Origin of the sequence: Paenibacillus sp. FSL R5-0908, from assembly GCF_038006245.1 — a bacterium.
GTDB lineage: Bacteria > Bacillota > Bacilli > Paenibacillales > Paenibacillaceae > Paenibacillus_AQ > Paenibacillus_AQ odorifer.
In genome coordinates this window covers 3,463,439-3,488,191 of record NZ_JBBOUV010000001.1, presented here as the reverse complement: position 1 = coordinate 3,488,191, position 24,753 = coordinate 3,463,439, and the positions used below count along the sequence as shown (strand labels likewise).

At 46.3% G+C, this 24,753-nt stretch carries 21 protein-coding genes; 3 read left to right on the top strand and 18 right to left on the bottom strand.

Translation table 11 applies throughout. The annotated features are described in order from the left end of the window. Positions 1-30: 30 nt before the first annotated feature. Complete coding sequence (hrpB, locus tag MKZ09_RS15875) at positions 31-2,523, bottom strand: ATP-dependent helicase HrpB (RefSeq protein ID WP_076205835.1); 2,493 nt, start codon at positions 2,521-2,523, stop codon at positions 31-33. Between the two features lie 139 nt (positions 2,524-2,662). Between hrpB and MKZ09_RS15870 the strand changes: the two genes are divergently transcribed. Then, positions 2,663-3,085, top strand: a complete 423-nt coding sequence (locus tag MKZ09_RS15870; RefSeq protein WP_076135214.1) for a GNAT family N-acetyltransferase — start codon at positions 2,663-2,665, stop codon at positions 3,083-3,085. Positions 3,086-3,223: 138 nt separating this feature from the next. Here MKZ09_RS15870 and MKZ09_RS15865 read toward each other — a convergent pair whose 3' ends face one another. Continuing rightward, positions 3,224-3,622, bottom strand: a complete 399-nt coding sequence (locus MKZ09_RS15865; protein WP_076135216.1) for a DnaJ family domain-containing protein — start codon at positions 3,620-3,622, stop codon at positions 3,224-3,226. Positions 3,623-5,553: 1,931 nt separating this feature from the next. On the opposite strand from MKZ09_RS15865, the gene MKZ09_RS15860 reads away from it, so the two are divergent. Beyond that, positions 5,554-6,030 (top strand): SRPBCC family protein, encoded by a 477-nt coding sequence (locus MKZ09_RS15860; protein ID WP_076208538.1) that lies wholly within the window; start codon positions 5,554-5,556, stop codon positions 6,028-6,030. Here the strand turns inward: MKZ09_RS15860 and MKZ09_RS15855 are convergent. The 4 genes from MKZ09_RS15855 to MKZ09_RS15840 all read right to left on the bottom strand — a co-directional run bounded on the left by MKZ09_RS15855 (position 6,022) and on the right by MKZ09_RS15840 (position 10,417). Then, entirely contained in the window at positions 6,022-6,831 is an 810-nt protein-coding gene (locus MKZ09_RS15855) for an SDR family oxidoreductase (RefSeq protein ID WP_076138626.1), read from the bottom strand. The genes MKZ09_RS15860 and MKZ09_RS15855 overlap by 9 nt on opposite strands. Positions 6,832-7,061: 230 nt before the next feature. After that, the gene (locus MKZ09_RS15850) at positions 7,062-7,928 is read right to left on the bottom strand and encodes a transglutaminase family protein (protein WP_076126126.1); all 867 of its coding nucleotides are present in this window, start codon (positions 7,926-7,928) and stop codon (positions 7,062-7,064) included. Beyond that, positions 7,925-8,878 carry an alpha-E domain-containing protein gene (locus MKZ09_RS15845; protein ID WP_076104260.1) on the bottom strand — a complete coding sequence of 318 codons (954 nt, stop codon included), beginning with the start codon at positions 8,876-8,878 and terminating at the stop codon, positions 7,925-7,927. The genes MKZ09_RS15850 and MKZ09_RS15845 overlap by 4 nt, the downstream gene beginning before the upstream one ends. Before the next feature lie 75 nt (positions 8,879-8,953). After that, positions 8,954-10,417 carry a circularly permuted type 2 ATP-grasp protein gene (locus MKZ09_RS15840; protein ID WP_036686502.1) on the bottom strand — a complete coding sequence of 488 codons (1,464 nt, stop codon included), beginning with the start codon at positions 10,415-10,417 and terminating at the stop codon, positions 8,954-8,956. 354 nt (positions 10,418-10,771) lie between these two features. Here MKZ09_RS15840 and MKZ09_RS15835 point away from each other — a divergent pair, with 354 nt between their 5' ends. Beyond that, positions 10,772-11,650, top strand: coding sequence for a DUF1835 domain-containing protein (locus tag MKZ09_RS15835; RefSeq protein WP_076138628.1), 879 nt, complete (start codon positions 10,772-10,774; stop codon positions 11,648-11,650). A gap of 125 nt (positions 11,651-11,775) precedes the next feature. Here MKZ09_RS15835 and ftsY read toward each other — a convergent pair whose 3' ends face one another. From ftsY to MKZ09_RS15775, 12 genes are all read right to left on the bottom strand, one after another. After that, positions 11,776-12,783, bottom strand: a complete 1,008-nt coding sequence (ftsY, locus tag MKZ09_RS15830; protein WP_076138629.1) for a signal recognition particle-docking protein FtsY — start codon at positions 12,781-12,783, stop codon at positions 11,776-11,778. 36 nt (positions 12,784-12,819) lie between these two features. Further along, the gene (smc, locus tag MKZ09_RS15825) at positions 12,820-16,389 is read right to left on the bottom strand and encodes a chromosome segregation protein SMC (protein ID WP_076208539.1); all 3,570 of its coding nucleotides are present in this window, start codon (positions 16,387-16,389) and stop codon (positions 12,820-12,822) included. Between the two features lie 281 nt (positions 16,390-16,670). Then, the gene (gene rnc, locus MKZ09_RS15820) at positions 16,671-17,375 is read right to left on the bottom strand and encodes a ribonuclease III (RefSeq protein WP_038570606.1); all 705 of its coding nucleotides are present in this window, start codon (positions 17,373-17,375) and stop codon (positions 16,671-16,673) included. A 15-nt stretch (positions 17,376-17,390) separates the two neighbouring features. Then, positions 17,391-18,626 carry a beta-ketoacyl-ACP synthase II gene (fabF, locus tag MKZ09_RS15815; RefSeq protein ID WP_076208540.1) on the bottom strand — a complete coding sequence of 412 codons (1,236 nt, stop codon included), beginning with the start codon at positions 18,624-18,626 and terminating at the stop codon, positions 17,391-17,393. A 218-nt stretch (positions 18,627-18,844) separates the two neighbouring features. Then, positions 18,845-19,078 carry an acyl carrier protein gene (locus tag MKZ09_RS15810; RefSeq protein ID WP_036686493.1) on the bottom strand — a complete coding sequence of 78 codons (234 nt, stop codon included), beginning with the start codon at positions 19,076-19,078 and terminating at the stop codon, positions 18,845-18,847. A 125-nt stretch (positions 19,079-19,203) separates the two neighbouring features. Then, positions 19,204-19,953 carry a 3-oxoacyl-[acyl-carrier-protein] reductase gene (gene fabG / locus MKZ09_RS15805; RefSeq protein WP_076138631.1) on the bottom strand — a complete coding sequence of 250 codons (750 nt, stop codon included), beginning with the start codon at positions 19,951-19,953 and terminating at the stop codon, positions 19,204-19,206. Positions 19,954-20,007: 54 nt separating this feature from the next. Next, entirely contained in the window at positions 20,008-20,931 is a 924-nt protein-coding gene (gene fabD / locus MKZ09_RS15800; protein ID WP_076138632.1) for an ACP S-malonyltransferase, read from the bottom strand. Positions 20,932-20,952: 21 nt separating this feature from the next. Then, complete coding sequence (locus MKZ09_RS15795) at positions 20,953-21,942, bottom strand: beta-ketoacyl-ACP synthase III (protein WP_139329841.1); 990 nt, start codon at positions 21,940-21,942, stop codon at positions 20,953-20,955. A gap of 8 nt (positions 21,943-21,950) precedes the next feature. Beyond that, positions 21,951-22,940: a phosphate acyltransferase PlsX gene (gene plsX, locus MKZ09_RS15790; RefSeq protein ID WP_076138633.1), complete on the bottom strand. Its 990-nt coding sequence runs from the start codon at positions 22,938-22,940 to the stop codon at positions 21,951-21,953. Further along, positions 22,924-23,520 (bottom strand): transcription factor FapR, encoded by a 597-nt coding sequence (fapR, locus tag MKZ09_RS15785; RefSeq protein WP_036686484.1) that lies wholly within the window; start codon positions 23,518-23,520, stop codon positions 22,924-22,926. Before fapR ends, plsX begins: the two co-directional genes overlap by 17 nt. A gap of 357 nt (positions 23,521-23,877) precedes the next feature. Next, positions 23,878-24,051: a 50S ribosomal protein L32 gene (gene rpmF, locus MKZ09_RS15780; protein ID WP_019911234.1), complete on the bottom strand. Its 174-nt coding sequence runs from the start codon at positions 24,049-24,051 to the stop codon at positions 23,878-23,880. 69 nt (positions 24,052-24,120) lie between these two features. Continuing rightward, the gene (locus MKZ09_RS15775; protein WP_076138634.1) at positions 24,121-24,633 is read right to left on the bottom strand and encodes a YceD family protein; all 513 of its coding nucleotides are present in this window, start codon (positions 24,631-24,633) and stop codon (positions 24,121-24,123) included. Positions 24,634-24,753: the final 120 nt, after the last annotated feature.

Here is a 24,753-nt window from a genome sequence, read left to right as displayed (position 1 = left end):
AAAAATTTCAAGAGCATATGTAACCATAAATTATTTTACGGGACGTGTACGATTAGTCGGAATAGCCTGTAATGGGTCATCTGGCCAATAGTGCTTCGGGTACCGTCCTTTCAGATCTTTTTTGACCTCAAAATAGGTCCCCCGCCAAAAACTTGCTAGATCAGAGGTTACCTGCACAGGCCGTCTAGCTGGTGACAAAAGATGCAGCAATACCGGCACCTTTCCCCCTCCAATTCGAGGTGTGTCCAGCTGTCCAAACATCTCTTGCAATCTTACTGCCAATACCGGGGCAGCAGAATTAGTATAATCTACGGGCACACGCGAACCACTGGGAACAGATATATGTGTAGGTGCTTCCTTTTCCAGCATCTGTCGCTGATTCCAGTCCAACATCCCCTCAAGCGCCCGTGCTAACGGTACACGCTGAAGGTCACGGAGGTTCCTCATACCTTGCAGATATGGCAAAAGCCATTCCTCCAACGTAGCAATTAAAGCAACATCTGATACATCCGGCCAATCTGAACGTAAGGCATGCATAAACATCAAGCGTTCGCGAAGCTGTAAGGTTCCCTTCTCCCACGGTAGAGTTTCAATGCCATCTGTAGCGATGACACTTAACAGTACGTTTGCCGTTTCTTCCGCGGAGGGTCTTTCATGTGAAGTTTCTTTTAAGACCAACGCGCCGAGCATTGAGCGACGACGTTTCTTCACACTCCCACTTTCTTTATCCCAATACACATCCGCTTCTTCTGTAATGCGGTCTGCATGATAGGTAAGCAGTTGTCCTTCTTCTATCTCAGCTGCCAGCATAATTGCCCCCTGTGTAGCGCGATCATCGATCGAAGCAGCTACGATAAAAGATGACCGGGCCAGCGGTTGTCCTTCCCGCATGGCCGCCCCCCGACCGGAGGAGAGCAGAAACGCGCCATCGCCGCGTTTCTGCCCGATCCGGTCGGGATAGGCGAACGACAGAAGCAGCCCGCAGCGGCTGATGTCGTTCAAGTTCTCGCCCGGCGCGGCTTGCAGCTGCGCCAGGAAATGGCGGCTCTCGCGTTGCACAGCGCGCAGAGCCGCCGGGTCCGCTCCGCCGCTATCAGCGGAGCGCTCGAACCGGAGCAGCGCCTCAACGCGGAGCGTGAGGTCGCAATCTAGGGCCGCGGGACCCTTGAAAAGGTCCCGCTCTTGCAGCAGCGCCGCCAGCCGGCAGGCGAGCGGTGCTGCGCCAAGCTCTGCCGCGCGCAGCAGCATATGTGCGGCTCGCGGGTGCGCGCCAAGCGCGGCCATGCTGTGGCCGTGCGGCGTAATGGCGCCGCCGGCGTCCAGCGCGCCGAGCTGGCGCAGCAGCGCGGTGCCCTGTGCATAAGGCGCAGCGGGCGGCGCGTCAAGCCAAGATAGCGCGGCAGGATCGCGCACGCCCCACAGCGCCAGCTCCAAAGCGAGCTGCGCAAGGTCCGTCTGCATAATCTCCGGCACATTGTCATCCGGAAGTCGATTATGCTCCTCCTGACTCCACAGCCTGTAGCACACGCCTGGGGCTGTCCGTCCCGCACGTCCCCGCCGTTGATCCGCGGAGGCTATCGATACCGGGACCGTCGTAAGACTTGGCATTCCTGTGCGTGGTGAGAATACCTGTGTACGGCGTTGCCCTGTATCAATCACCGTTCGCACGCCTTCAATCGTTAGACTTGTCTCAGCGATAGAAGTCGCGAGCACTACTTTTCGTTTACCTTGCACAGATGCAGCCACGGCTGCATCTTGGATATTTTGTGGCAGCTGACCATATAAAGGGCGAATAATTGCCGGAACTGGCAAGCTCCCATTTTCCAACTCACTTTGAGTTCTGCGTATTTCTCTTTCCCCCGGTAAAAAGACGAGAATATCTCCGGGTTGTTCAGCAAGCGCACGTCTCACAGCAGCTGCAGCAGTTTTTTCCAGTGGAAGATTCCCAGTAGTTGGCACATAAATTGTTTCTACAGGATAGGTTCTGCCCGGACAATTTACTACAGGCGCATCCCCTAGTAAAGCAGACACCCGCTCACTGTCCAAGGTAGCTGACATGATAAGAATCCTTAGATCCTCCCGCAGCACAGCCTGTGCTTCCAGTGCAAGGGCAAGTCCCAAATCCGCATGAAGACTGCGCTCATGGAACTCATCAAAAATAACTAAACTCACATCACCCAAAGAAGGATCGCTTTGCAGCATTCTCGTTAATACTCCTTCAGTGACTACAACAATCCGCGTATTTTTGCCTACTTTAGTGTCATTCCGCATCCGATACCCTACCGTCTGTCCAACACTTTCTCCAAGGCAGGATGCCATGTAAGTGGCGGCAGATCTAGCAGCAAGCCTTCTAGGCTCTAACATTAAAATGCTTTTACCCGCCATCCAAGGCTCGTCCAAAAACGCCGGAGGCGTTCCTGTTGTTTTGCCTGCACCCGGTTCAGCGATAAGTACTGCTGCCTGCGCAGTGTTAAGTATATTTTTCAAGTCAGGAAGCACCTGTATAATCGGAAGCTGTTTCATTCTATCTCTCCATCGTCTATAATCATATGTTATAATTTTCCTTGAAGTTATCTTAGATCATCTTCATCATGTGTGAAAAAACCTTAAAGATCAAGACTTACCATTCATACCCTATATAATATTAATAAGGAGACATACTATGATATTCGTAACAAAAGCTACAATTTCAGATCTACCCATGCTCACCAAAATAGACAGCAAGATCATTGGCAATGAAAGCCGCAAATCGAAGATTGAAAAATATATCAATCATGAGCAGTGTTACGTAGCATCGCATAATGGAACGCTTGTAGGATTTGCTTGCTACGACACCACCTTTTTCGAATGTTGTTTTATTCAGCTGGTCATTGTGGATCCTGAGTTCAGACGCCTAGGCATAGCCAAAACACTCCTTAGCTACATCGAGGAACAATGCCCAACCCCCAAGCTTTTCACCTCCACCAATGAATCCAATACGATCATGCAGCAGCTATGTCTTTCTCAAGGGTTTGTTAAAAGCGGAGTCATTGAGAATTTAGATGATGGCGATCCGGAATGGGTATATTTTAAACAAATTAGATGAGCATACATGTTTAGTTACTCATAACAAGCAAAAAGGCAGCTCTTCTGTCTAAAACGACCAAGAGATGCCTTTTTATTTTACACTATTTATTCTGATGTCCAAATGACTGTAGGCATTTAGGCAGTAACGTAACCAGCATTATTCCTCTTCCTTTATCATCTGTTCGTGTATTTGAGCACTGTATTGTATAAAAGCAGGGTTACTATCCAAGCCGCGTTCACGCAATAACTCCTGTAGACGCAGTCTTTTCATAGACAGTTTTGACCGCAAAGCCTTGCCCTCATTGGTTTCTACACTTCCGCTATTATGACACGCCGCTAGCAATCCTTCCAACGTAACACATTCAGCTCGCAGAGAGATTTCCTCAGGCACCAGTCCGGAGTTCTTCATGATTTTAAAAGACATACGCAATTCTTCCGGCACACCCGATAAATCCTCGAGCTCCAGCGGCTTGCCATGCCCAGGTAAATCTCGAAATTCCCCGTTACGCATAGACTCCTGAATCCGCTGCTCAGCTAACCAAGACATCATCCCCATATACGCAGCCTCCTTCACCAATGCCACACTATTAACTACCCTGCCTAAGCAAAAGTATATTTTACGGAATTGCGTTAATTTTAGCATAAAAGACTTAGGATTTGCATCAAGGTGCTGGAATGCTTTCTCAGACCTTGCCTATGCCGTTAACTATAGTTGTGGTGAGCTATTGCTCAAATGCCCCTTGTCCCACGTCACACAGTTGAATAACTCGAACTCCGTAACTATCCTATCGTACACAATGTATATTCAAAGTCCATAACCGCAACGTCAGCACACACTGGCCACCGTGAAACGTTTGGAACCACGAGCTCTTGCTCGTATACTACATCCTTTACTACACATTCATTACATCTTCGTCGCCATAGATCGTTCGGACCCAGCAGCCCTTATTTCACAAATTCAGACCTTTTTATTCTGCTTTCGGACTCACTTGAAGCTATTCGCTCAAACACACCCTACTTTTCTTCAAAATCACGGCAATAAGTGCTATGCGGTCCGATACTTCGAATAAACACACGAAAAATACCAAATAGCTGCAATACAGTCCGCAACTCTGATGTTTCCTCACCACCATGTAACGTTCGGACTCAGATGACCTTATTTCACAAATTCAGACCTTTTTATTCTGCTTTCGGACTCACTTGAAGCTATTCGCTCAAACACACCCTACTTTTGTTCAAAATCACAGCGATATGCTCTATGCGGTCCGATACTTCGAATAAACACACGAAAAATACCAAATAGCTGCAATACAGTCCGCAACTCTTATGCATCCTCACCACCATGAAACGTTCGGACCCAGCAGCCCTTATTTCACAAATTCAAGCCTTTTTTCACTGCTTTCGGACTCAGTTGCAGCTATTCGCTCAAGCACACCCTACTTTTGTTCAAAATCGCGGCAATAAGTGCTATGAGGTCCGAAAAGATCAAAAATCAAACCAAAAACTCAAAATAGCTGCAATACAGTCCGCAACGCCGATGTTTCCTCACCACCATGTAACGTTCGGACTCAGATGGCCTTATTTCACAAATTCAAGCCTTTTTTCTCTGCTTTCGGACTCAGTTGCAGCTATTCGCTCAAGCACACCCTACTTTTGTTCAAAATCACAGCGATAAGAGCTATGCGGTCCGATACGATCAAAAATCAAACCAAAAACTCCAAATAGCTGCAATACAGTCCGCAACTCTTATGCATCCTCACCACCATGAAACGTTCGGACCCAGCAGCCCTTATTTCACAAATTCAAGCCTTTTTTCACTGCTTTCGGACTCAGTTGCAGCTATTCGCTCAAACACACCCTACTTTTGTTCAAAATCACAGCGATAAGAGCTATGCGGTCCGATACGATCAAAAATCAAACCAAAAACTCAAAATAGCTGCAATACAGTCCGCAACGCCGATGTTTCCTCACCACCATGTAACGTTCGGACTCAGATGGCCTTATTTCACAAATTCAAGCCTTTTTTCTCTGCTTTCGGACTCAGTTGCAGCTATTCGCTCAAACACACCCTACTTTTGTTCAAAATCACAGCGATAAGAGCTATGCGGTCCGATACGATCAAAAATCAAACCAAAAACTCAAAATAGCTGCAATACAGTCCGCAACGCCGATGTTTCCTCACCACCGTAGATGCTACTATTTACTTCCGCCATTCATCAGTCATTTATCCCTGTCCACACTCCCTTCCCACCCTCATCACGCACTTATCCCTATCTTCACTCGCTTTTCCCCGCCGTACGCAAATCGAGCTCGTGGACTGCATGTGACCTTATTTCTCCCACTATTTCATCGCCCTCTATACCCTATAAGTTAATCTTCAGTCACACAGCCGGATCGTGCAATTAACGCAGGCGATTGCTATACTCTTTCTTATGAGCCTCAACTCAACAAAAAAGGACTACCACAGTAGTCCAAAGGAGAATATAAATGTTAGCTAACATCCAAAAAGAAGATCAACATTATGTCGCTCGTTTTGAACGCCAGTTAAAGCATTCCGCAACTGAGATTTGGTCCTATTTGACCGAAAATGAGAAGCTCGCCTTATGGTTCTCTGAATTAAAAATCGAGGACCTGCGTGAAGGCGGACTTATAAAGTTTGATATGCAAAACGGAATGTTTGTGGATATGGAAATTACCGTTCTGCAGCATCAATCTATTTTTGAGTTTACTTGGGCTGAGGATCTTGTTCGTTTTGAGTTGTACCCTAATTCAGAAGGCTGTTTACTCATCTTGAACGAAACACTACAAACGCTTACCCCGCATACACCACGAGATCTTGCTGGCTGGCATGTTTGTCTAGAAGTGATCCAGCATCTTTTGGAAGGCACGACGCTGGAGTCACGGAAAGACGAATGGAATAAATGGTACGAGCAATACCGGGAAGCGATCTCGAAATTAGGATAACAAGGACTCCGCGCCGTCAATCACGATTTGCGCACCTGTAATATGGATAGATTCATCCGAAGCCAGAAAAGCAACGAGATCAGCCACATTATCCGGCTTGCCCGGTCCATCCGCCAAGGGTTGCGCTCCATCAGGGAATTCAATCGGAATGACGATTGCTTCAACATCCTCGCTCATTTCAGTGGTTTCATCTATATTCGTAGCAATAGCTCCAGGGCAGATCACATTTACACGAATCTTAAACTTAGCAAGCTCGAGAGCTGCCATTTTGGCAAAAGCCACCTGTCCAGCTTTGGTAGTGCTATAAGTAGACCACCCAAAGCTGGCAAATCTAGTGTTCCCATTAATGGAACTAGTAATAATAATACTGCCCTTCCCTTTATCTTTCAGATGAGGAATAGTATATTTCAGAGTCAAAAAAGTCCCCGTCAAGTTCACCGACATCGTACGCTCCCAGTCGCTCAAGCTTAGTTCTTCTATCGGGCCCACAGCGCCATTAATTCCCGCGTTAGCAAATACTACATCCACCCCTCCGAATTGTTCCACCGTACAACGTACGGCTTCCTCCATCTTTTTCTCATCCGAAGTATCTACCTCTATGGCCAGCGCGCAATCCTTTCGAAACTTATTAAGCTTTTCTGCCAAGGAAGAGGTTCTTTCAAGATTTAAATCGAACAATGCTACACTTGCACCTTCCCGCGCCAGTTTGATAGCGGTAGCACGGCCAATTCCCGAGCCCGCTCCGGTTATTATCGCTGTTTTTCCAATAAATCTTTGTTTCTTAGATATGTTTGGGCTCATATGTAATCTCTCCTCTAATGTCTGTAAGATACGTACTATGGATCAAGATTACCCAAATAGACCTGCAATGGAATCATCTCGTTCATAAATCTTCAGAATTTAGGCACACCACACAAAAAATCTCTCCATTCAATAAGATGAGCGGAGAGTTTGTTTCGAATATTTTGATTATTTTGATTTTTTCGATGTTCGATGTTCGATGTTCGGTTCGATGTTTCAATTATTTCAATTCAGTTATCCAGCTTGCGTACGTCCACTTTTACAGTTAGTGTGCCTGCTCCGCCGCGATATACCCCTTTTACAGGTACTATATCTTTATAATCCCGTCCATGACCCAGCTTGATATAACGCCAGTTCACTTCAACATTATTCGTCGGATCAAAACCAAGCCAGCCCGTGCCCGGAATATGGGTCTCCACCCAAGCATGTGAAGCCTGCTCGAAATTAGCATTACTGCTCTGTAGATCACCGACAAAATGATATCCACTAACATATCTAGAAGGCAGACCCACACTGCGGCAGACAGCGATCATAAGATGAGCATAATCCTGACAGACCCCCCGCTTAAGCTTCAGGGCTTTTTTTACCGTTGTATTTACGCTTGTTGCCTCAGGATCATAGGTGAACTGTTCATAAATTGTCGAAGATAACTTCAAAATCCATTCATACATATCCTCAGCTTCACTAAAAGGGTACTGAGAGGCGAACTCCACTAATTCAGGAGTCACCTCGGTATAACGGGTAGGCAAAATAAACTCAATATAACGGTTCTGAAACTTTTCATCATTTAATAGTTTAACTTGCTCTTCAAGGCTGGTTCGCGGAAGATCGGTACCCTGGGCTTTATCCAGCGTTACTACAGTAGCTTTAGTATGAATGACCATTTCCGTATGCGGCTTATTAACCGAATAGGCATGCACACGATTACCGAAGAAGTCCTCATACGTTAATAGATTAGCTGCCGGGGATACTTCAACCTCATGGTGATAACAGGATTGCCGATAGTTGGTGCGTGGGGTAAGCCTGATTTCATTGACACTGTCCGTAACCGGCTCTGGATAACTGTATGTGGTGGTGTGATTGATTTGAATCTTCATACAGATACTCCTTCTCGCCGAAAAAAGGCGCCCTCCATCGTTTTGCCCAGTCTCTGGCAAGATATTACGAGTGATTGGAGCACATCTTCCACCAGTTCACCGGACATTTCCTCTTTCTCCATATAATCCAGCTCTGCCTTCAGCTTTCCTGCTTGACGGATGACCTTCTCATGACCTGAGCCTTTTTCTGAGGAATCTAATTCAAGCCTAGCTAAATGTTCTTCCAGCTGATGAAAAGAAAAGCGGATCGAACGTGGGAACTTGGGATTTGCGATCAAAAAATCTAAAATGCTCTCCGGTGACATAGCATCTGCATAATAACGGCGAAACGCCTGATAACCACTTACCGATTTCAGCACAGCCTGTAACTGAATATAAATTGCATTAAGCTCTTTAAAACGGCAAGAGGCAATAACTGCCTGCAAAATACGCGTCGTATTCTCAGCACGTTCCAGAAAACGGCCGCTCTCTATAAAATGCCATTCATTTCCCCTAAGCATTACGGATTGTTCTGCTCCTAGAAACATAGCTGCACGTTCCTTCACCTGCTGGTAGAAATGATGTGGGCCACTCATAATATCAGCGACTGACCTCTCCCCAAGCCATAGATTAAAGCTGTTGACGATATCCCATAACTCACTTGGAAGATGCTGGCGCAGTGTGCGAAGATTATTTCTAGCATGATGTACGCAAGAGAATAATGAGTTCGAATTGCCTAAATCAAGTGTAATAAAGGATAACACGTCCTGTTCAGAAAAGGTTTCGAACTGCTGCAAATATTCACTTCGAACTCCTAATGCATCGATAAGCCTCGACCATTTATGTCCTTCTTCTTGAAAATCCTCTTCCTGCTGGATATGATAATGTACATTGATTAGCCGCGCATGATTCTCTGCCCTTTCAATATATCGGCCGATCCAGAATAAAGCCTCCGCATTTCGATTCAGCATCTTTAGCCACTCCTTTATCCTCCAAATTGATGCTGCATATTTTTGATTCACAATCAAGGCTTACAAGATAATAGATCAAGCCATAACCCAAGTATCCTTTACGCCACCGCCTTGCGAGGAATTCACAACTAGTGAACCTTCTTTCATAGCCACTCGTGTTAATCCACCAGGTATAACATGCGGCTTCCGGTCTGCGCCCATTAATACAAAAGCCCGAAGATCGATATGCCGGGGTGCCATAGTGCCTCCCGACAATACGGGTGCTCTGGACAAGGACATAATTGGCTGTGCCACATAACGGTCCGGATCGGCAATAATTTTCATTCGGAACTCCGCTAATTCTTCTTTGGTCGCCTCACTTCCGATCAACATCCCATATCCTCCGGATAACGAGGTTTCTTTAACAACCATTTCGGATAGGTTCTCAAGAACATACAGGCGTTCATCAGGTCTGGACAACAAATACGTCGGCACATTACCAAGGATCGGCTCTTCATTCAGATAATAACGAATCATATCCGGTACATAGACATACATCGCTTTATCATCTGCAACACCGGTTCCCGGAGCATTAGCAATCGCTATGTTGCCTGCCCTATACGCATTCATAAGTCCTGCCACACCCAGTAAAGAATCAGGTTGAAAGGCTAGCGGATCAATGTAATCATCATCCAACCGACGATACAGCACATCCACGCGACGTAGTCCGTTCATTTCTTTCAAATATATTTTGTGATCCTTTGTTACCAAATCTCGTCCTTCGACCAAATGTATACCCATCTGCTGTGCCAAAAAAGCATGTTCATAATATGCAGAATTGTACTCTCCAGGCGTTAGGAGTGCTATAACCGGATCTGACCTTCTTGAAGGAGATAGACTACGAAGCACGGATAAGAAGCGATTTAAGCTATGATCTACATCTCGGATGGAGCTGGCAAAGGATAATTCAGGAAACAATTGATTCATAAGGGTTCTGCCTTTAAAAAGATAGGAAAAGCCGGAGGGTGTTCGCAGGTTGTCTTCAAGTACATAATAATGCCCATCGTGGTGGCGGATAAGATCGATTCCTGAGGTGGTGATATAAGCTCCACCGGGCACTCGCAGACCTGACATTTCTGGCCGGAAGTAACAGTTGGAAATAATCATACGCCTAGGGACGATGCCATCTTTAACAATGTATTGCTCATGGTAAATGTCATGAATGAATAAATTCAAAGCTGTGATACGCTGAATAATTCCAGCTTCTAGCCTCTCCCACTCATTCTTAGGGATTATACGTGGAATCATATCGAAGGGGATCGTTCGCTCCATAGGATGATCCTGAGCCGGATTGTAAAGCGTAAAGGTAATCCCTTCTTCCATCATCCTACGCTGCATTAAATTTTGCTTCCCTTGCAGCTCTTCGGAGCTCATACCGGAAAACATGCGGTTCACATGTCTGTAGTGCGGTCGGACATTCCTCTTATCAGCATACATTTCATCGAAAAAATGCTGTAATGGATACGGAGACAGACCTGGCAGAGGATCTAATTTGGACATGAGTCCGACTCCTTTCGATAGATGTAATCTTTGTTAACAACTTATACTTTCATTTCAGAAAACATCCATGAAAATATTGGTTTATATTCTCATAATACGTAAATCCACTCGTTCATGTCAACATATATAACAGAGAAATGTGATTCCGTTGATATTTGTATTTTTTGGAATCGCTTCCTTTCTCTCTTATATAGGTTGCCGGAGATGAAATGTAGATTCATCATTGAATTGTATGCAGGAAGTGTGACAAGCATTACTGTTATGAATTTTTCATATAATGTATTTTTTATATAGTTGCCTGAGGATGTGAATTCATTGAGTATGGTATAATTTTTTGCGATGGGAGAGTGACCTATGGAGCACAAATATACTATGTCAATGGAGCAGGAAGAGACTAGGCGGAATCACATTTATCTGTTATTTGGCCTGTCTGAAGCGGGATCAATGAAGGTAGCCCTTAGTCATTTGGGTTGTCGTCACTTAATACGAGTACTTTCATTTAATGAGACGTTCTCTGCTGGACCGTTGCGTGGATTACATAATAATGAAGGCTATCATACCCGTGAGTTATGGTTTCAGGAACGATTTCCGGATCAGGGTTATCATCTCAATCCCCAGCATAAACTGGCAGCTATGATTCAGACCTTAAAAGAAATTCCCGAGGACAAAAAAATTACTATTTGGTGCGGAGATAACTCCCATGATCAAACGGGTTTACGATTTGCACTTTCTATTCTTAGTGAGAGGACGCAACCTATTCATGTTATTGATCCAGTCAAGGCTTATAGGGAGATTGCTGCTCCATTTGAAATCGGCTTATATCCCAGAGCACTTAGTCAGCTCCCAAATGAAGCTCTGCAAAAAATTATAAAAATTACCGAAAATACATCCCCTATCACCACCGCTCAAAGAAAACAGTATGAACTAGAATGGCAAAAAATCAGCAACACCGAAGAAATGCTTAGAGTTTGGGCTGAGAGCCAGCTTATGAATGTTACCGAGAGTTACTATGACGAAGAAATTCTTTCTTTAATTCTGCAACTTCAACAGTATGAGGATCGAGATGGCTACGTAAATGCAGGTCTGATTGTAGGCACAATTATAGGGCAATGGAATTTGTATCTCAGTACCTCATTCATAGAATATCGTTTCTGGAGGCTAATTAGTGAGGGAAAGCTGTTATTTAAAGGGATACCTTACGCGATGCATTTATACTTCCTAAAAGTCGCTTAGCAGTTGCTACAAAATGACGGACAAACCCTTTATAAAAAAGAAAAGGAATGCCCTCCTAAACTAAATATAGCTTCGAGGGCATTCCTTGTAAATATGACTTCTTTATGATTATATTGTGCTGCTGATTACACTTGCTCTTCCGCTTCTTCTGACTCTTCTTCCTCAGCAATTAATCCGGCAAAAAGAGCATGTACGAACTGCTGCGAATCAAATGGCTGCAAGTCTTCCATTTTTTCTCCAAGACCTACAAACTTCACCGGCAAATTCATTTCCTGACGAATCGCTACAACGATTCCGCCTTTAGCCGTACCGTCCAGCTTAGTCAAGACCAAGCCAGTGACGCCACTCTTTTCACCAAATAACTTGGCTTGTGTAAGTGCATTTTGACCTGTCGTAGCATCTAGCACCATCAGTACCTCATGTGGAGCACTTGGGATTTCTCTTTGAATGACACGGAAGATTTTGTTGAGCTCTTCCATCAGATTGCTTTTATTCTGCAGTCTGCCAGCAGTATCGCAGATTAAGATATCCACATTGCGCTGTTTAGCCGCTTGCACCGCATCGTACATTACAGCCGCCGGGTCAGAGCCTGCTTGTTGTTTAATGACATCTACGCCTGCGCGTTGGCCCCAAACCTCAAGCTGCTCAATCGCTCCGGCACGGAACGTATCCCCTGCAGCCAAAAGAACTTTTTTACCTTCTTGTTTGTAACGATGAGCCAGCTTGCCGATGGTAGTCGTCTTGCCCACGCCATTAACCCCAACGAACAAAATAACTGTAATTCCATTCGGATTTTCCTTCAGGCTGTTATCATCATCTCCGCGCAGCAGCTCCATAAGCTTACGGGACAAAATCGGCTTCAGCTCGGCAGCATCTTCAATCCGATTTTGCTTCACTTCGGCACGCAAATCCTCGACAAGAGTCATAACAGTGTTGACACCCACGTCTGCACCAATCAAAATCTCTTCCAGCTCTTCGTAGAACTCTTCATCTATCTTTTTGCGGCGGATGATAAGGTCGGAGACCTTCTCTACAAAACCTTTACGGGTTTTCTCTAATCCGTCGCGGAATTGTTTCGTTACACTTTCCGTTTTGCCGGAAATGCTTTCTTTTAATTTTCTAAAAAAGCTCATTTGGTTCCTCCTAAAAGTTTCTCTTCTTTGATGGATTTAAGCAATCTCAGCTTCTTCATCCTCTAAACGTACTGAGACGAGCTTGGAGACGCCGCCCTCTTCCATCGTTACTCCGTATAACACGTCCGCCTCTTCCATCGTTCCTTTGCGGTGCGTAACGACGATGAACTGAGTTTGTTCAGAGAACTCGCGTAAATACTGTGCAAAACGAACAACGTTTGCTTCGTCGAGCGCAGCCTCAACCTCATCCAATACACAGAACGGAACTGGCTTCACTTGCAAAATAGCGAACAATAATGCCATCGCAGTTAGAGCGCGTTCACCGCCGGATAAAAGCTGCAGATTTTGCAATTTTTTACCTGGTGGTTGGGCTACGATATCTATACCTGTTTCCAGCATATGTTCTGGATCCAGGAGCATGAGATCCGCTCGCCCGCCTCCGAACAGCTTTGAGAACACAGTCCCGAACTGTTTGCGGATCGCATCAAAGGTCTGTTTGAAACGTTTTGACATTTCATCTTCCATCTCGCGGATTACTTGATACAGGGTAGTCTTAGCTTCGACTAGATCATCTTTTTGTCCACTGAGGAACGTATACCGTTCATGGACCCGCTGATATTCTTCGATCGCCCCTAAGTTAACCTCTCCTAGCGCAGAAATACTGCGCTTCAAACGCTGTACATCGGCTTGTGCGGCAGGTACATCCTCAGGTACTGGGTATCTCTGTTTTGCTAATTCATAACTTAGCTCGTAGTCATCACTCAGCTTGCGGAGAATATTATCCAGCTCCACATCGAGTCGACCGACAGAAACTTCAGTGGCACGCAGCTTGTCCTCGACTACTTTAAGGGCCTGACGTTGATCTTTAGTCTTGCCTTCCTCAAGTTCCAGCTTACGGGTTAACGCTGTACGCTCAGCACGGGCAAAATCCAAAGTTCCAGTCGTCTCTTCCTTCTTCAAGCGGTAACTGTTCAAATCTTCCTTCTGCTTCACAGCTTCCAAAGCATTGTTAGCCAGATCCTGTTCAATCGTATGTAACAGATTTCGATTCTGGCGCAGCTCCTTGTCCTGTGAACCCACATCTTGTCTTAGGCGACGTAACTGCTCCTCCAGGGAGAATATCTCCTGATCGAGCTTGCCTTCCGAGACTTTCATACTGGTCAGTTTGCCTTGCAGCTCTTCCTTAGCTGATTCATTCGCTTTACGCGCTGATTCAGCGTTACGGATGCCCTCATGGGCTTCCTTTTCTTCCTTTTCAAGGCGTTCAAGCTCAGCAGTGGCTTGTTTCCGCGCCTCTTCAAGCGCACGTACTTCACTCTCAAAGCCGCTGCGTTCCGCACCAGTGCTCTCCACTTGCTCCTGCACATGCCGAAGCTCATGCTCGAGCTGCTTCAAATCACCGGAGACTCTTTGCTCTTCCAGTCTTTTCTCATCGCCATCACGGCGCAGGTCTTCCAGCTTCACGCTAGCGTTCTCCTGCTCTTCACGAAGTTTGGCAATGCCTTGCTTCAGCTTCACTATTTGACGTTCGCTTTCTTCAATCTCACTGCTTAATTGATCCAGCTGACGTTTGCGGCTGAGCAAGCTATTGTTCTTCTTATGCTGGCTACCCCCGGTCATTGAACCACCGGCATTAACTACATCGCCTTCCAATGTAACTACCCGATAACGATATTGGCATCTAGCGGCGATACGGTTCGCTTGCTCCAAGCTCTCCGCAATAACCACATTGCCGAGCAAACTGCCAATAATGCTAGTATATTTATCATCGTAACCAACGAGTTCGGAACCAATTCCAACAAATCCGTCAGCATCACCCACCATACCACGGTCACTGCCAGAAATCTGGCGCGGCCGGATAACATCTAGCGGAAGAAAGGTAGCTCGTCCCAGCTGACGCTGCTTCAGAAATGATATCGCTTGGCGGGACACAGTCTCATTATCCATGACCACATGCTGAAGTGATGCGCCTAGAGCAGTCTCAATCGCCATTTCGAGCTTCTCCGGAACAGAGATCAGCTCCGCAACCGCACCCTGCACACCGTTGAGCTGTCCTTTGCGCGCACCCTTGAGCACTTCTTTAACCCCAAGCATGAAGCCGTCGAAATCATCCTGCATCTCTTTCATGGTCTCATGACGAGAGACTTGCGCTTCCCGCTTCTGTTCCCATTTCCGAAGACCGGACTGTGTTTCTTCGATCAGCTTCTGACGTTTACTGAGCTGCTCACTTTCAGTGATATAAGCCCCGCGAAGATTACTAAGCTCCTTCCCCAGCTGGGCAATCTTATCCTTCAGCCCTTTCTGGTTGGCAGACAACTCTTCATGCCGGGCTGTCCATTTGCCGCTTTCTTCTTCACTGCGGCTCATACGACGTTCCAGATTCTCCTTTTGTTGATCCGCGTAACGAATTTCGTTACGTGCATTCGCCATAAGGTTCATTAGCTCCAAAAGAGCACTTTTGAGCTTTTCTTCCTGACTCTGGCTAATCCCGTCTGCCACACCTTCAAGCCTTGCCTCTTCATCTTCGATCTGTTTCCGAAGATCCACAAGCTTAAGCCGCGATTGCTCAAGCTTAAGCTCCAGATCCACGACTTCACGCTGACGATCTGCAGAACGCTCGCCAACCGAACCTAACGTAAGCATTAACTGCTCCCGATTACTTTCCAGATTGCGCTTGCGTTCCCTCAGCACTTCACCGTAACCTTCGCTCTTCTCAAATGCTTCGCTATAACGCAGCAATTGCTCCTGCTGCTTCTCGATCTGTGCTTCGATTGTGCGCAGTTCAGAGCGCCCGCTCTCCAGCTTGGCATCATGAGCCGAAACCACAGTAGACAGCTCCAGCTGCTCGTCCTTCAACGTTTCAAGCTTAGCGTTACCTTCCTGCCAAGCGGTATGAATGCCTTCAATCTGGTGTACGTATACTGAAATTTCCTGATGTTTTAATTGTTCGCGAAGTTCCTTAAAGCGGATAGCTTTCTCGGACTGATCCTTAAGTGGACCAATCTGATCCTCAAGCTCACTGATCAAATCATGAATACGAAGCAGGTTCTGCTCGGTATCATCCAGCTTTCGACTTGCGTCTTTCTTGCGCGATTTATATTTTACAATACCTGATGCTTCTTCAAAGATGCCTCGCCGATCTTCGGAACGAGTACTTAGAATTTCTTCAATCCTACCCTGCCCGATAATCGAATACGCTTCACGTCCGATACCGGTATCCATAAACAGCTCTGTGATATCCTTCAGACGGCAGGACTGCTTATTAATTAAATATTCACTATCTCCACTGCGGTGGACTCTCCGAGTCACTGTAACTTCGCTGAAATCCAGCGGAAGTGTGTGATCTTCATTATCAAGCGTAAGTGATACTTCGCCATAATTCACAGCTTTACGCGCATCACTTCCAGCAAAAATGATATCCTCCATCTTGCCGCCACGCAGTGATTTAGCACTCTGTTCGCCGAGTACCCAGCGTATGCCGTCAGAAATATTACTTTTGCCGCTTCCGTTCGGGCCAACTACAGCCGTTATACCGCGCACAAACTCCATTTCTGTTTTGTCGGCAAATGATTTAAAACCAGCTAATTCTATCCGTTTCAAAAACATACTTGCCAATCACCTCTGACCCATTATACCATAGCGTTTGTACCCTAAAAAACCATTAAGATCTACCTTATCCTTATTCTATCCTTCACGCTTAAACGCCTTCCGCTTACCTTCTCTATTAGGACGGCAAATGTTTAAACGAGAAATAGAAGGATACTTTGTAACGCGGAACATATAAGTTCTTATATTGTCGAAAAAGAGCAGCAACGGTCTGAGCTCCGCCTAAACGCCGGTATTCAGACCTTTGCTGCTCTCCTCCGCTTGTCCCCTTGATGCAAAACTCAGGCACCGTCCTCTTTCAGATGCAAAAGTGCTGCTGCTGCCGCCTGCTGCTCCGCTTCCTTCTTGGACCGGCCGCTTCCTTTACCAAGTGAACGGTTAGCCATATACACCTCTGAGACGAATTCACGCTCATGTGCGGGTCCCCGTTCTTCTATAATTCGATATTCCAATGTACCCATATTGTGCTGCTGAATTAGCTCTTGCAGTTCCGTCTTATAATCGGTCATCTGCATTTGCAATTTCCCATCCGTCTCCACAAGAGGAAATACGTGATTATCAAGAAAACTCCGCACCGTTTCCAGTCCTTGGTCGAGATAAAGCGCTCCCACGAAGGATTCGAATACATCAGCCAGCAGGGCCGGGCGAGTACGTCCGCCCGTAAGTTCTTCCCCTTTGCCCAACAGTACATAACGGCCAAAACCTAAACTCTCCGCAAATTTGACCAGTGAAGGCTCGCATACAATAGCGGCCCGCAGCTTGGTCAACTCTCCCTCAGGTCGGTCTGGCAATAGATTGTACAAATATTCAGAAACCGTTAACTCCAGAACTGCATCCCCAAGAAATTCGAGACGCTCATTGTCCTGATGCTGATTGAAACGGTGTTCATTCACATAGGATGCATGGGTAAAGGCCTGCTTCAGAAGCACAGAATCGTGAAATTGGATTTGAAGTTGCTGTTGTAACTGCTTCAGTTCTCCTTTCACCGCACTGTCCCCTTACTAATTATATTTTTTTAGAATAACTGTTGCGTTATGTCCCCCGAAGCCGAATGAATTCGACATTACAATATCAAGATCAGCTTTACGAGGCACATTTGGTACATAATCCAAATCACATTCCGGGTCTTGGTTGTCCAAATTAATCGTTGGCGCAATCGTCCCTTTTTGCAAAGAAAGGCCACAGATAATAGCTTCTACTCCACCAGCAGCACCCAGAAGGTGACCTGTCATGGATTTCGTCGAACTAATTGCCACTTTATAGGCATGGTCACCCAATGCTTTCTTAACAGCAGCAGTTTCTGATCTATCTCCTACAGGCGTTGAAGTACCATGAGCATTGATGTAATCAATATCTTCAGGAGAGATACCAGCATCCCGGATTGCCATCTTCATGCAGCGAGCTGCACCATCTGGATCAGGCTCAGTCATATGATGAGCATCTGCGCTTAGACCATAACCGATAACCTCAGCATAGATCTTCGCTCCACGTTTCTCAGCATGTTCGAGTGATTCCAGAATAAGAATCCCGGCACCTTCACCCATAACAAAACCATCGCGATCCACATCAAACGGACGACTTGCCTTCTCAGGCTCATCATTGCGAGTGGACATTGCTCTCATAGCACAAAAACCAGCCATACCTGTTGGACGAATGGTCGCTTCAGAACCACCGCAGATCATTGCATCTGCGTCTCCACGTTGAATCAAGCGGAAGGATTCCCCAATGGAGTGACTTCCTGTAGCACAAGCAGTTACTGTCGTCGTATTAGGACCCTTTGCACCAAGGTTAATGGACAACTGCCCAGAACCCATGTTAGCGATCATCATCGGAATGAAGAACGGGCTAACCCGCTTCGGTCCTTTTTCAAGCAACAAGTTATGATTGTCTTCCCAAGTTCCAAGACCGCCAATACCTGATCCTACAGATACCCCTATTCTTTCGGCATCAATATCTTCACCGATCTTAAGTCCGCTATCTCGCAATGCGTCCTCACCGGCAGCCACTGCAAATTGTACAAAACGGTCCATTTTGCGGGCTTCCTTACGACCAAAAAGTGCCTCTGGATCGAAATCTTTAACAGAGGATGCTATTTGCGTAGTATACTCACTGACATCAAAGGTCTCAACCTGTGAAACACCGGATTTGCCGCTCATAAGATTATCCCAGAACGTCTCCAAATCCTTGCCCAATGATGTAACTACGCCCATCCCGGTAACAACCACTCTATGACTCAAACACAATCACCCCATCTATAGGTTGTATACATTATATTCAGAACTTATATACTTTCAATTGCTACTATATGAACAGCGATAACCGCATCATTAACCATCCTGCGGTTCTGTTATATCCCTTATATAGTTGCTCAAGGCAACTTTTGATTCATCTTTAGTGCTCTATAAATGAGGAGAAGTCCCGCCCTAGCAGGAACGGGACTCTCAATCATATGACTCTAGGTATGAGATTGTATGTACTTCACAACTTCACCCACGGTCGTAATCGTCTCTGCATCTTCATCAGAGATTTCCATATCGAATTCATCTTCCAATTCCATAACCAATTCTACTACATCAAGAGAATCAGCACCTAAATCATCTTTGAAAGACGCTTCTAATGTTACCTCAGCTTCATCGGCACCTAAGCGGTCGATGACAATGCGTTTTACACGCTCTAATACATCGGACATCCGGTTCACCTCCTCTTTTGGTATTATACGAGATATGAGTTCAAAATACCATAGAGCGTCAAAAACGCTTTCTTTATCCCTCACATTTCAGCATTAAAACAGTGTAATTTCTCCTTGACGGAGAGTTACATATACATCCCGCCATCCACGTGTAGTGTCTGGCCGGTCATATACGCAGCGCCTTCAGAGGCCAGGAAGACTACAGCCATAGCAATCTCTTCAGGACGCCCCAGACGAGCAAGTGGAATGCCCTTCTCAAGCTCACTGCGCACTTCCTCAGAGAGCTCACGCGTCATATCTGTATCAATGAAGCCAGGAGCGATACAGTTCACCGTGATCCCCCGTGAGGAAAGCTCACGAGCCGATGCCTTCGTTAAACCGATGACACCTGCCTTAGCTGCGGAGTAATTAGCTTGTCCAGGATTTCCTGTTACACCTACTACGGAAGAAATATTGATAATTCGCCCGTAGCGTTGCTTCATCATAGGGCGTGTAGCTGCCTTTAGGCAGTTAAACACCCCTTTTAGATTCGTTTCGATCACTTGATCGAACTCTTCTTCTTTCATGCGCATAATCAGGTTGTCCCTGGTAATGCCGGCATTATTGACAACAATGTCAATACGTCCCCAGGTATTCAGAACCTCTTTGACAAGGTTCTCGGCCTGTTCACTATTGCCGACATCGCCACGAACGGCAATACCCTCCGAGCCAAGCTCGACAATCCGAGCCACGGTCTCTTGTGCGGCTGCTTCACTGCCCGCATAGTTCACGGCCACCTTCACGCCATGTTCCGCGAGAGCAAGTGCAATACTGCGGCCGATGCCGCGAGAGCCACCAGTTACAAGGGCCGTTTGACCCCGCAATGCTGAGAACATCATTTATTCCCCTTTCGATCATATTGCTATTGATAAACAATGTTTGAACGTATCTTACAAGACAGCTTGCACACTTTCAAGCGTGTTAATGTTGATTACTTTGACCGTTTTGTCTATTTTGCGGATCAGACCTGCCAGAACACTGCCAGAACCAATTTCCACAAAAGTATCCACACCATCAGCAATCAGCCATTCAATACTATCTTGCCAGAGCACAGGGGAGTACACCTGGCGAACAAGCAGTTCACGGATTTCTTCAGGATCCGTTACAGGTGCTGCGGTAACATTGACAATAACAGGTACAGCCGGAGCATTAAAAGTAACACTCTTCAGCTCGTCTGCCAAGCGGTCTGCCGCAGCCTTCATCATCGAAGAGTGAAAAGGTCCACTTACTTCCAGCGGAATAGCCCGCTTTCCGCCTGCTTCCTTAACACGCTGCACAACACCGTTAACCCCGGCCTGTGAACCAGAAACAACAATCTGTCCCGGGCAGTTCACATTCGCCAGTTCTACCACGCCGCTCTCCTCGGATACGCTCCGGCATAATTCTGCCAGAGCATCCCGCTCCGCACCAAGCACTGCAGCCATAGCTCCCTGTCCACCTGGAACAGCTTCCTCCATAAAACGACCGCGTAAACGCACGAGTCTTACAGCATCTTCATAGGACAATACGCCTGCCGCAACCAGTGCGCTGTATTCTCCTAGGCTATGACCAGCTACATAATCCGGCTTCATCCCTTGATCACGTAATGCTTCCAGATAAGCCACACTTGCTGTTAGCAGAGCTGGTTGCGTATTTACGGTCTGTTTCAAATCACTGTCAGGTCCTTCAAAAATCAGCTGGCTCAGTGGAAATCCGAGCACCTCATCACCTTTTTCGAATACCGCGCGGCTGTGCGGAAGAGCTTCATATACATCTCTACCCATTCCAACTGCCTGTGCACCCTGACCGGGAAAGACAAATGCGATTTTACTCATAAGTAAGAACTCCTTCCTCTATTACCAGATCAATACGGACGCGCCCCAAGTCAAGCCACCGCCGAATCCAACCATCAGAACCGTGTCGCCTTCCTTCATGCGTCCTTCTTCCGCCGCTTCCACTAGAGCTAGAGGAATAGAAGCTGCTGATGTATTAGCATATTTATCAACATTGATTACACATTTCTCCGGTGGCAGGTCAAGCCGCTGCATAGCAGATTGAATGATACGAATATTCGCTTGATGCGGTACGAACAAATCAATATCTTCTTTACCTAATCCGGCTTTAGTTAGCACACGTTCTGTAGCTGAGCCCATAACACGAACAGCAAACTTAAACACTTCACGGCCATTCATATAAATGAAATGTTTCTTGTCTTCAACCGTCTGCTGAGATGCAGGCAAGCGCGAGCCCCCAGCTTCCAGCTTAAGCAAGTTCCCTCCAGAACCTTCAGCACCAAGATCGAAGGATTGGAAACCGCGTCCCTCTGGAACTTCACCGATGATTACTGCTCCTGCACCATCGCCAAACAGTACACAGGTGTTACGATCCGTATAATCAGTGATGCGGGATAAAGTGTCCGCACCAATTATGAGTGCATTATTGTACATTCCGTTCTGAATAAAGCCAACCGCAGTAGCTAGGCTGTATACAAAACCAGAGCAGGCTGCTGACAAGTCAAATGCCGCAGCACCTTTAGCTCCAAGTTTATCCTGCAAAATGCAGGCTGTGGAAGGGAAGGAGCTATCAGGGGTTACCGTTGCAATAATAATAAGATCCAAATCTTCGGCTTTCATGCCTGCAGAATCCAAAGCTTTAAGTGCAGCTTCATAGGCTAAATCAGAAGTTGCCTCATGTGGTGCAGCGATATGTCTTTCACGGATCCCTGTCCGACTGACGATCCATTCATCGTTAGTCTCCACTATTTTTTCTAGATCACTGTTTGTTAAAATTTTCTCAGGTACATATTTACCCGTACCGATAATCCCAACCGGCCGCAATTGTTTCATTTCGTCACTCACTTCCCGCTAATTTCCTTGGATATACTTGGCACAAGATCGGCTTGCAGAGCAATCCGCGCTTGTCTTACCGCATTTTTAACCGCATTTCCGTCTGAAGATCCGTGCCCTTTAACTACCAACCCGCTAAGACCAAGCAGCGGTGCACCGCCATGCTCTTTGTAATCCATCTTGCCCTTCAGGGCTCTAAGCTCCGGCATCAGCATAGCCGCTCCAAGCTTAGTCTTCAGAGAACGGCTGAATTGCTCCTTCAGTAAAGCGAACAATGCACCCGCTGTACCCTCAAGCGACTTCAACAGGATATTACCAGCAAATCCATCGCAGACAAGCACATCGCAGTTTCCTGTCAGTACGTCGCGTGCCTCAACATTACCGATAAAATGAATGCCCGGCAAGTTCTCCAGCAGTGGATAGGCTTCTTTGGTCAGTTCGTTGCCTTTCCCAGGCTCCGTCCCTACATTTAGAAGTCCAACCCGCGGCTTAGCAATGCCATGCACTTTATTCCGATAAATGCTGCCCATCAGCGCATATTGCACCAGATGTTCAGGCTTCGCATCCATGTTAGCGCCAAGATCAAGCGCAAGCACGCCAACATCATCCAGCGTCGGAATCATAGGTGCCAGCGCTGGACGTTCAATCCCCTGCATACGGCCTACTACTAGTAACCCTGTAGTCATAAGCGCCCCCGTGTTACCTGACGAAATCATAGCATCTGCTTCGCCCTCACGCACCATACGTCCAGCTACAACCATGGATGAATCTTTTTTGCGGCGAACCGCCTTAACCGGCTCTTCATCAGAACCAATAACATCTCCTGCATGCCGCACACTCAGGTTGGATGGCTTGTCCTTCAGCAGTGGCTCTAGTCTGGCTTCGTCACCTACGAGCACAATCTGCGTATCTTTCCATTCCGCGGCCGCGGACAACGCCCCCTCGACATTACATTCAGGAGCGTTGTCCCCGCCCATGGCATCAATGGCGATCAGCACTACGGTTACCCCCTTCACTATACTCTTCATTAGCGGAACGATACACTATAAAGTGGCCTTGAAATACCAATTCTTCTCCGACATAGGTGAATACGTCCACCTCTGCTTTGCCGCCTCTGCCTGCAAGTGACCGCACTTGAGCTTTAGCAATGCACTTCTCACCAAGCAGAACCATACGAACAAACCGTATGTCGGCTGAAGCAGTCAAGGCAATTTCATCGTTAATCACAGCAACCGCAAGCGAGTTGGCTTGAGCAAACACGTAGTGGCCACGGGCGATCCCATTTCTGGAAAAGACATGATCCTCACGAATTTCAAAGATCGAAATCCCGCTCTTATCGAGCTGTAAATCCACAATATCTCCGATCACTTCATCCGCAGGCAAAGAACGCACCTGATCATAGGAATGCTCTGCCATTTGTTTCATTCTTTCACGCAGTTCTGGTATTCCCAGCTCCATCCGGTCTAACCGAATCGTCTGAATGCTCACCTTCAGCTGACGGGTCAACTCCCGATCAGTTACAAAAGGATTGCCTGCAATTATATGTAGCAGCTGTTGCTGACGTTCTTTCTTGGACATCCGCTCGATAGCGGCTCACCTCCTGGCACATGCCAAGCGTAAACGCCTTCGTCGCCCTAATAAGGACGGTAAGCGTTTAAGCGAGAAATATAAGACATAAAGTATAGGTGTATAACTTATACTTCCTTATATTTTAAAGAAAGCATCCGGCCGCTTGAATGGCCGCTGTTATATTAGGTCAAACAATCATAAACATTATTTAGAACCAGGTACTAATATGTAGTATAAAGCATGCCGCAGCAAAAATAAAGCATTGACTTCTGAGCGGAACATAAAGTATAGGTACAAACCCTATCTTTATTAGATTTGGACAAAAAAATAGTACCTCACCGAAGTGAAGTACTACTTATTTTGAAACTATTGTTTGATGATTTCTCTTGCTTTGTAAGTTCCGCAAACTTTGCATACGTGGTGAGCTAGTTTCAACTCTCCGCATTGTTCACATTTCACCATGCCCGGCACAACCAACTTAAAGTGGGTGCGACGTTTGTCACGGCGTGTTTTAGACGTTCTACGTTGTGGTACTGCCATGTGTTCCACCTCCTCGTGATATTTCTGTCAGCCTGCTCCTCAGAGCAGGATGTGTTTTGTTGTAATGTTTCATTTGAAAAAGTCTTTCAACCCAGCGAGTCGAGGATCGATCACTGTGTTGTCGCAACTGCAGGTGCCTTCGTTCAAGTTCTGTCCGCATTTCTGACAAAGACCAAGACAGTCTGCCTTGCACAATACCGAATCCGGTAAGTGCAGTACGAAATTTTCTTCCACATACGGGATAAGATCCACAACCTCATCCTTGACGTAAATGAGTTCCTCATCTTCGTCATCATCTGGAAGAACTGGCTGCTTAAGCCACTTGAAAGTCTCAGCAAAAGGAATGTTCAAATCACTTTTGACCTCCGTGAGACAACGTGAACATAACATGTCCACATCTCCACTCAGTTTCCCCACCACGTTCACACAATCGGTTCCCGCGGGCAGCGCTTTAAGGTCTACTGAGAGCGGAGCAACAGTTAGAATATCCTTGCGCCCTTTGACTACCTCGCTGACATCCACAACATCGTGAATATGTAACGGTTCGTCGGCATTCGCTAATTTGCGAAAGTGAATCTGCATACTTATCACTCCCAAACAAACAAAATTTATTATACCTAGTATTCTATACCTTTGTCAACCATTTTCCCTTTATATTGTTTCAGAAAATGCGGTGAATTATGATATAACTATTAGTGTAAA

Excerpts from the sequence above, each read along its gene's own strand:
- hrpB (WP_076205835.1), bottom strand. The coding sequence starts at position 2,523 with ATGAAACAGCTTCCGATTATACAGGTGCTTCCTGACTTGAAAAATATA.
- MKZ09_RS15870 (WP_076135214.1), top strand. The coding sequence starts at position 2,663 with ATGATATTCGTAACAAAAGCTACAATTTCAGATCTACCCATGCTCACC.
- MKZ09_RS15865 (WP_076135216.1), bottom strand. The coding sequence starts at position 3,622 with ATGGGGATGATGTCTTGGTTAGCTGAGCAGCGGATTCAGGAGTCTATG.
- MKZ09_RS15860 (WP_076208538.1), top strand. The coding sequence starts at position 5,554 with ATGTTAGCTAACATCCAAAAAGAAGATCAACATTATGTCGCTCGTTTT.
- MKZ09_RS15855 (WP_076138626.1), bottom strand. The coding sequence starts at position 6,831 with ATGAGCCCAAACATATCTAAGAAACAAAGATTTATTGGAAAAACAGCG.
- MKZ09_RS15850 (WP_076126126.1), bottom strand. The coding sequence starts at position 7,928 with ATGAAGATTCAAATCAATCACACCACCACATACAGTTATCCAGAGCCG.
- MKZ09_RS15845 (WP_076104260.1), bottom strand. The coding sequence starts at position 8,878 with ATGCTGAATCGAAATGCGGAGGCTTTATTCTGGATCGGCCGATATATT.
- MKZ09_RS15840 (WP_036686502.1), bottom strand. The coding sequence starts at position 10,417 with ATGTCCAAATTAGATCCTCTGCCAGGTCTGTCTCCGTATCCATTACAG.
- MKZ09_RS15835 (WP_076138628.1), top strand. The coding sequence starts at position 10,772 with ATGGAGCACAAATATACTATGTCAATGGAGCAGGAAGAGACTAGGCGG.
- ftsY (WP_076138629.1), bottom strand. The coding sequence starts at position 12,783 with ATGAGCTTTTTTAGAAAATTAAAAGAAAGCATTTCCGGCAAAACGGAA.
- smc (WP_076208539.1), bottom strand. The coding sequence starts at position 16,389 with ATGTTTTTGAAACGGATAGAATTAGCTGGTTTTAAATCATTTGCCGAC.
- MKZ09_RS15810 (WP_036686493.1), bottom strand. The coding sequence starts at position 19,078 with ATGTCCGATGTATTAGAGCGTGTAAAACGCATTGTCATCGACCGCTTA.
- fabG (WP_076138631.1), bottom strand. The coding sequence starts at position 19,953 with ATGTTCTCAGCATTGCGGGGTCAAACGGCCCTTGTAACTGGTGGCTCT.
- fabD (WP_076138632.1), bottom strand. The coding sequence starts at position 20,931 with ATGAGTAAAATCGCATTTGTCTTTCCCGGTCAGGGTGCACAGGCAGTT.
- MKZ09_RS15795 (WP_139329841.1), bottom strand. The coding sequence starts at position 21,942 with ATGAAACAATTGCGGCCGGTTGGGATTATCGGTACGGGTAAATATGTA.
- fapR (WP_036686484.1), bottom strand. The coding sequence starts at position 23,520 with ATGTCCAAGAAAGAACGTCAGCAACAGCTGCTACATATAATTGCAGGC.
- rpmF (WP_019911234.1), bottom strand. The coding sequence starts at position 24,051 with ATGGCAGTACCACAACGTAGAACGTCTAAAACACGCCGTGACAAACGT.
- MKZ09_RS15775 (WP_076138634.1), bottom strand. The coding sequence starts at position 24,633 with ATGCAGATTCACTTTCGCAAATTAGCGAATGCCGACGAACCGTTACAT.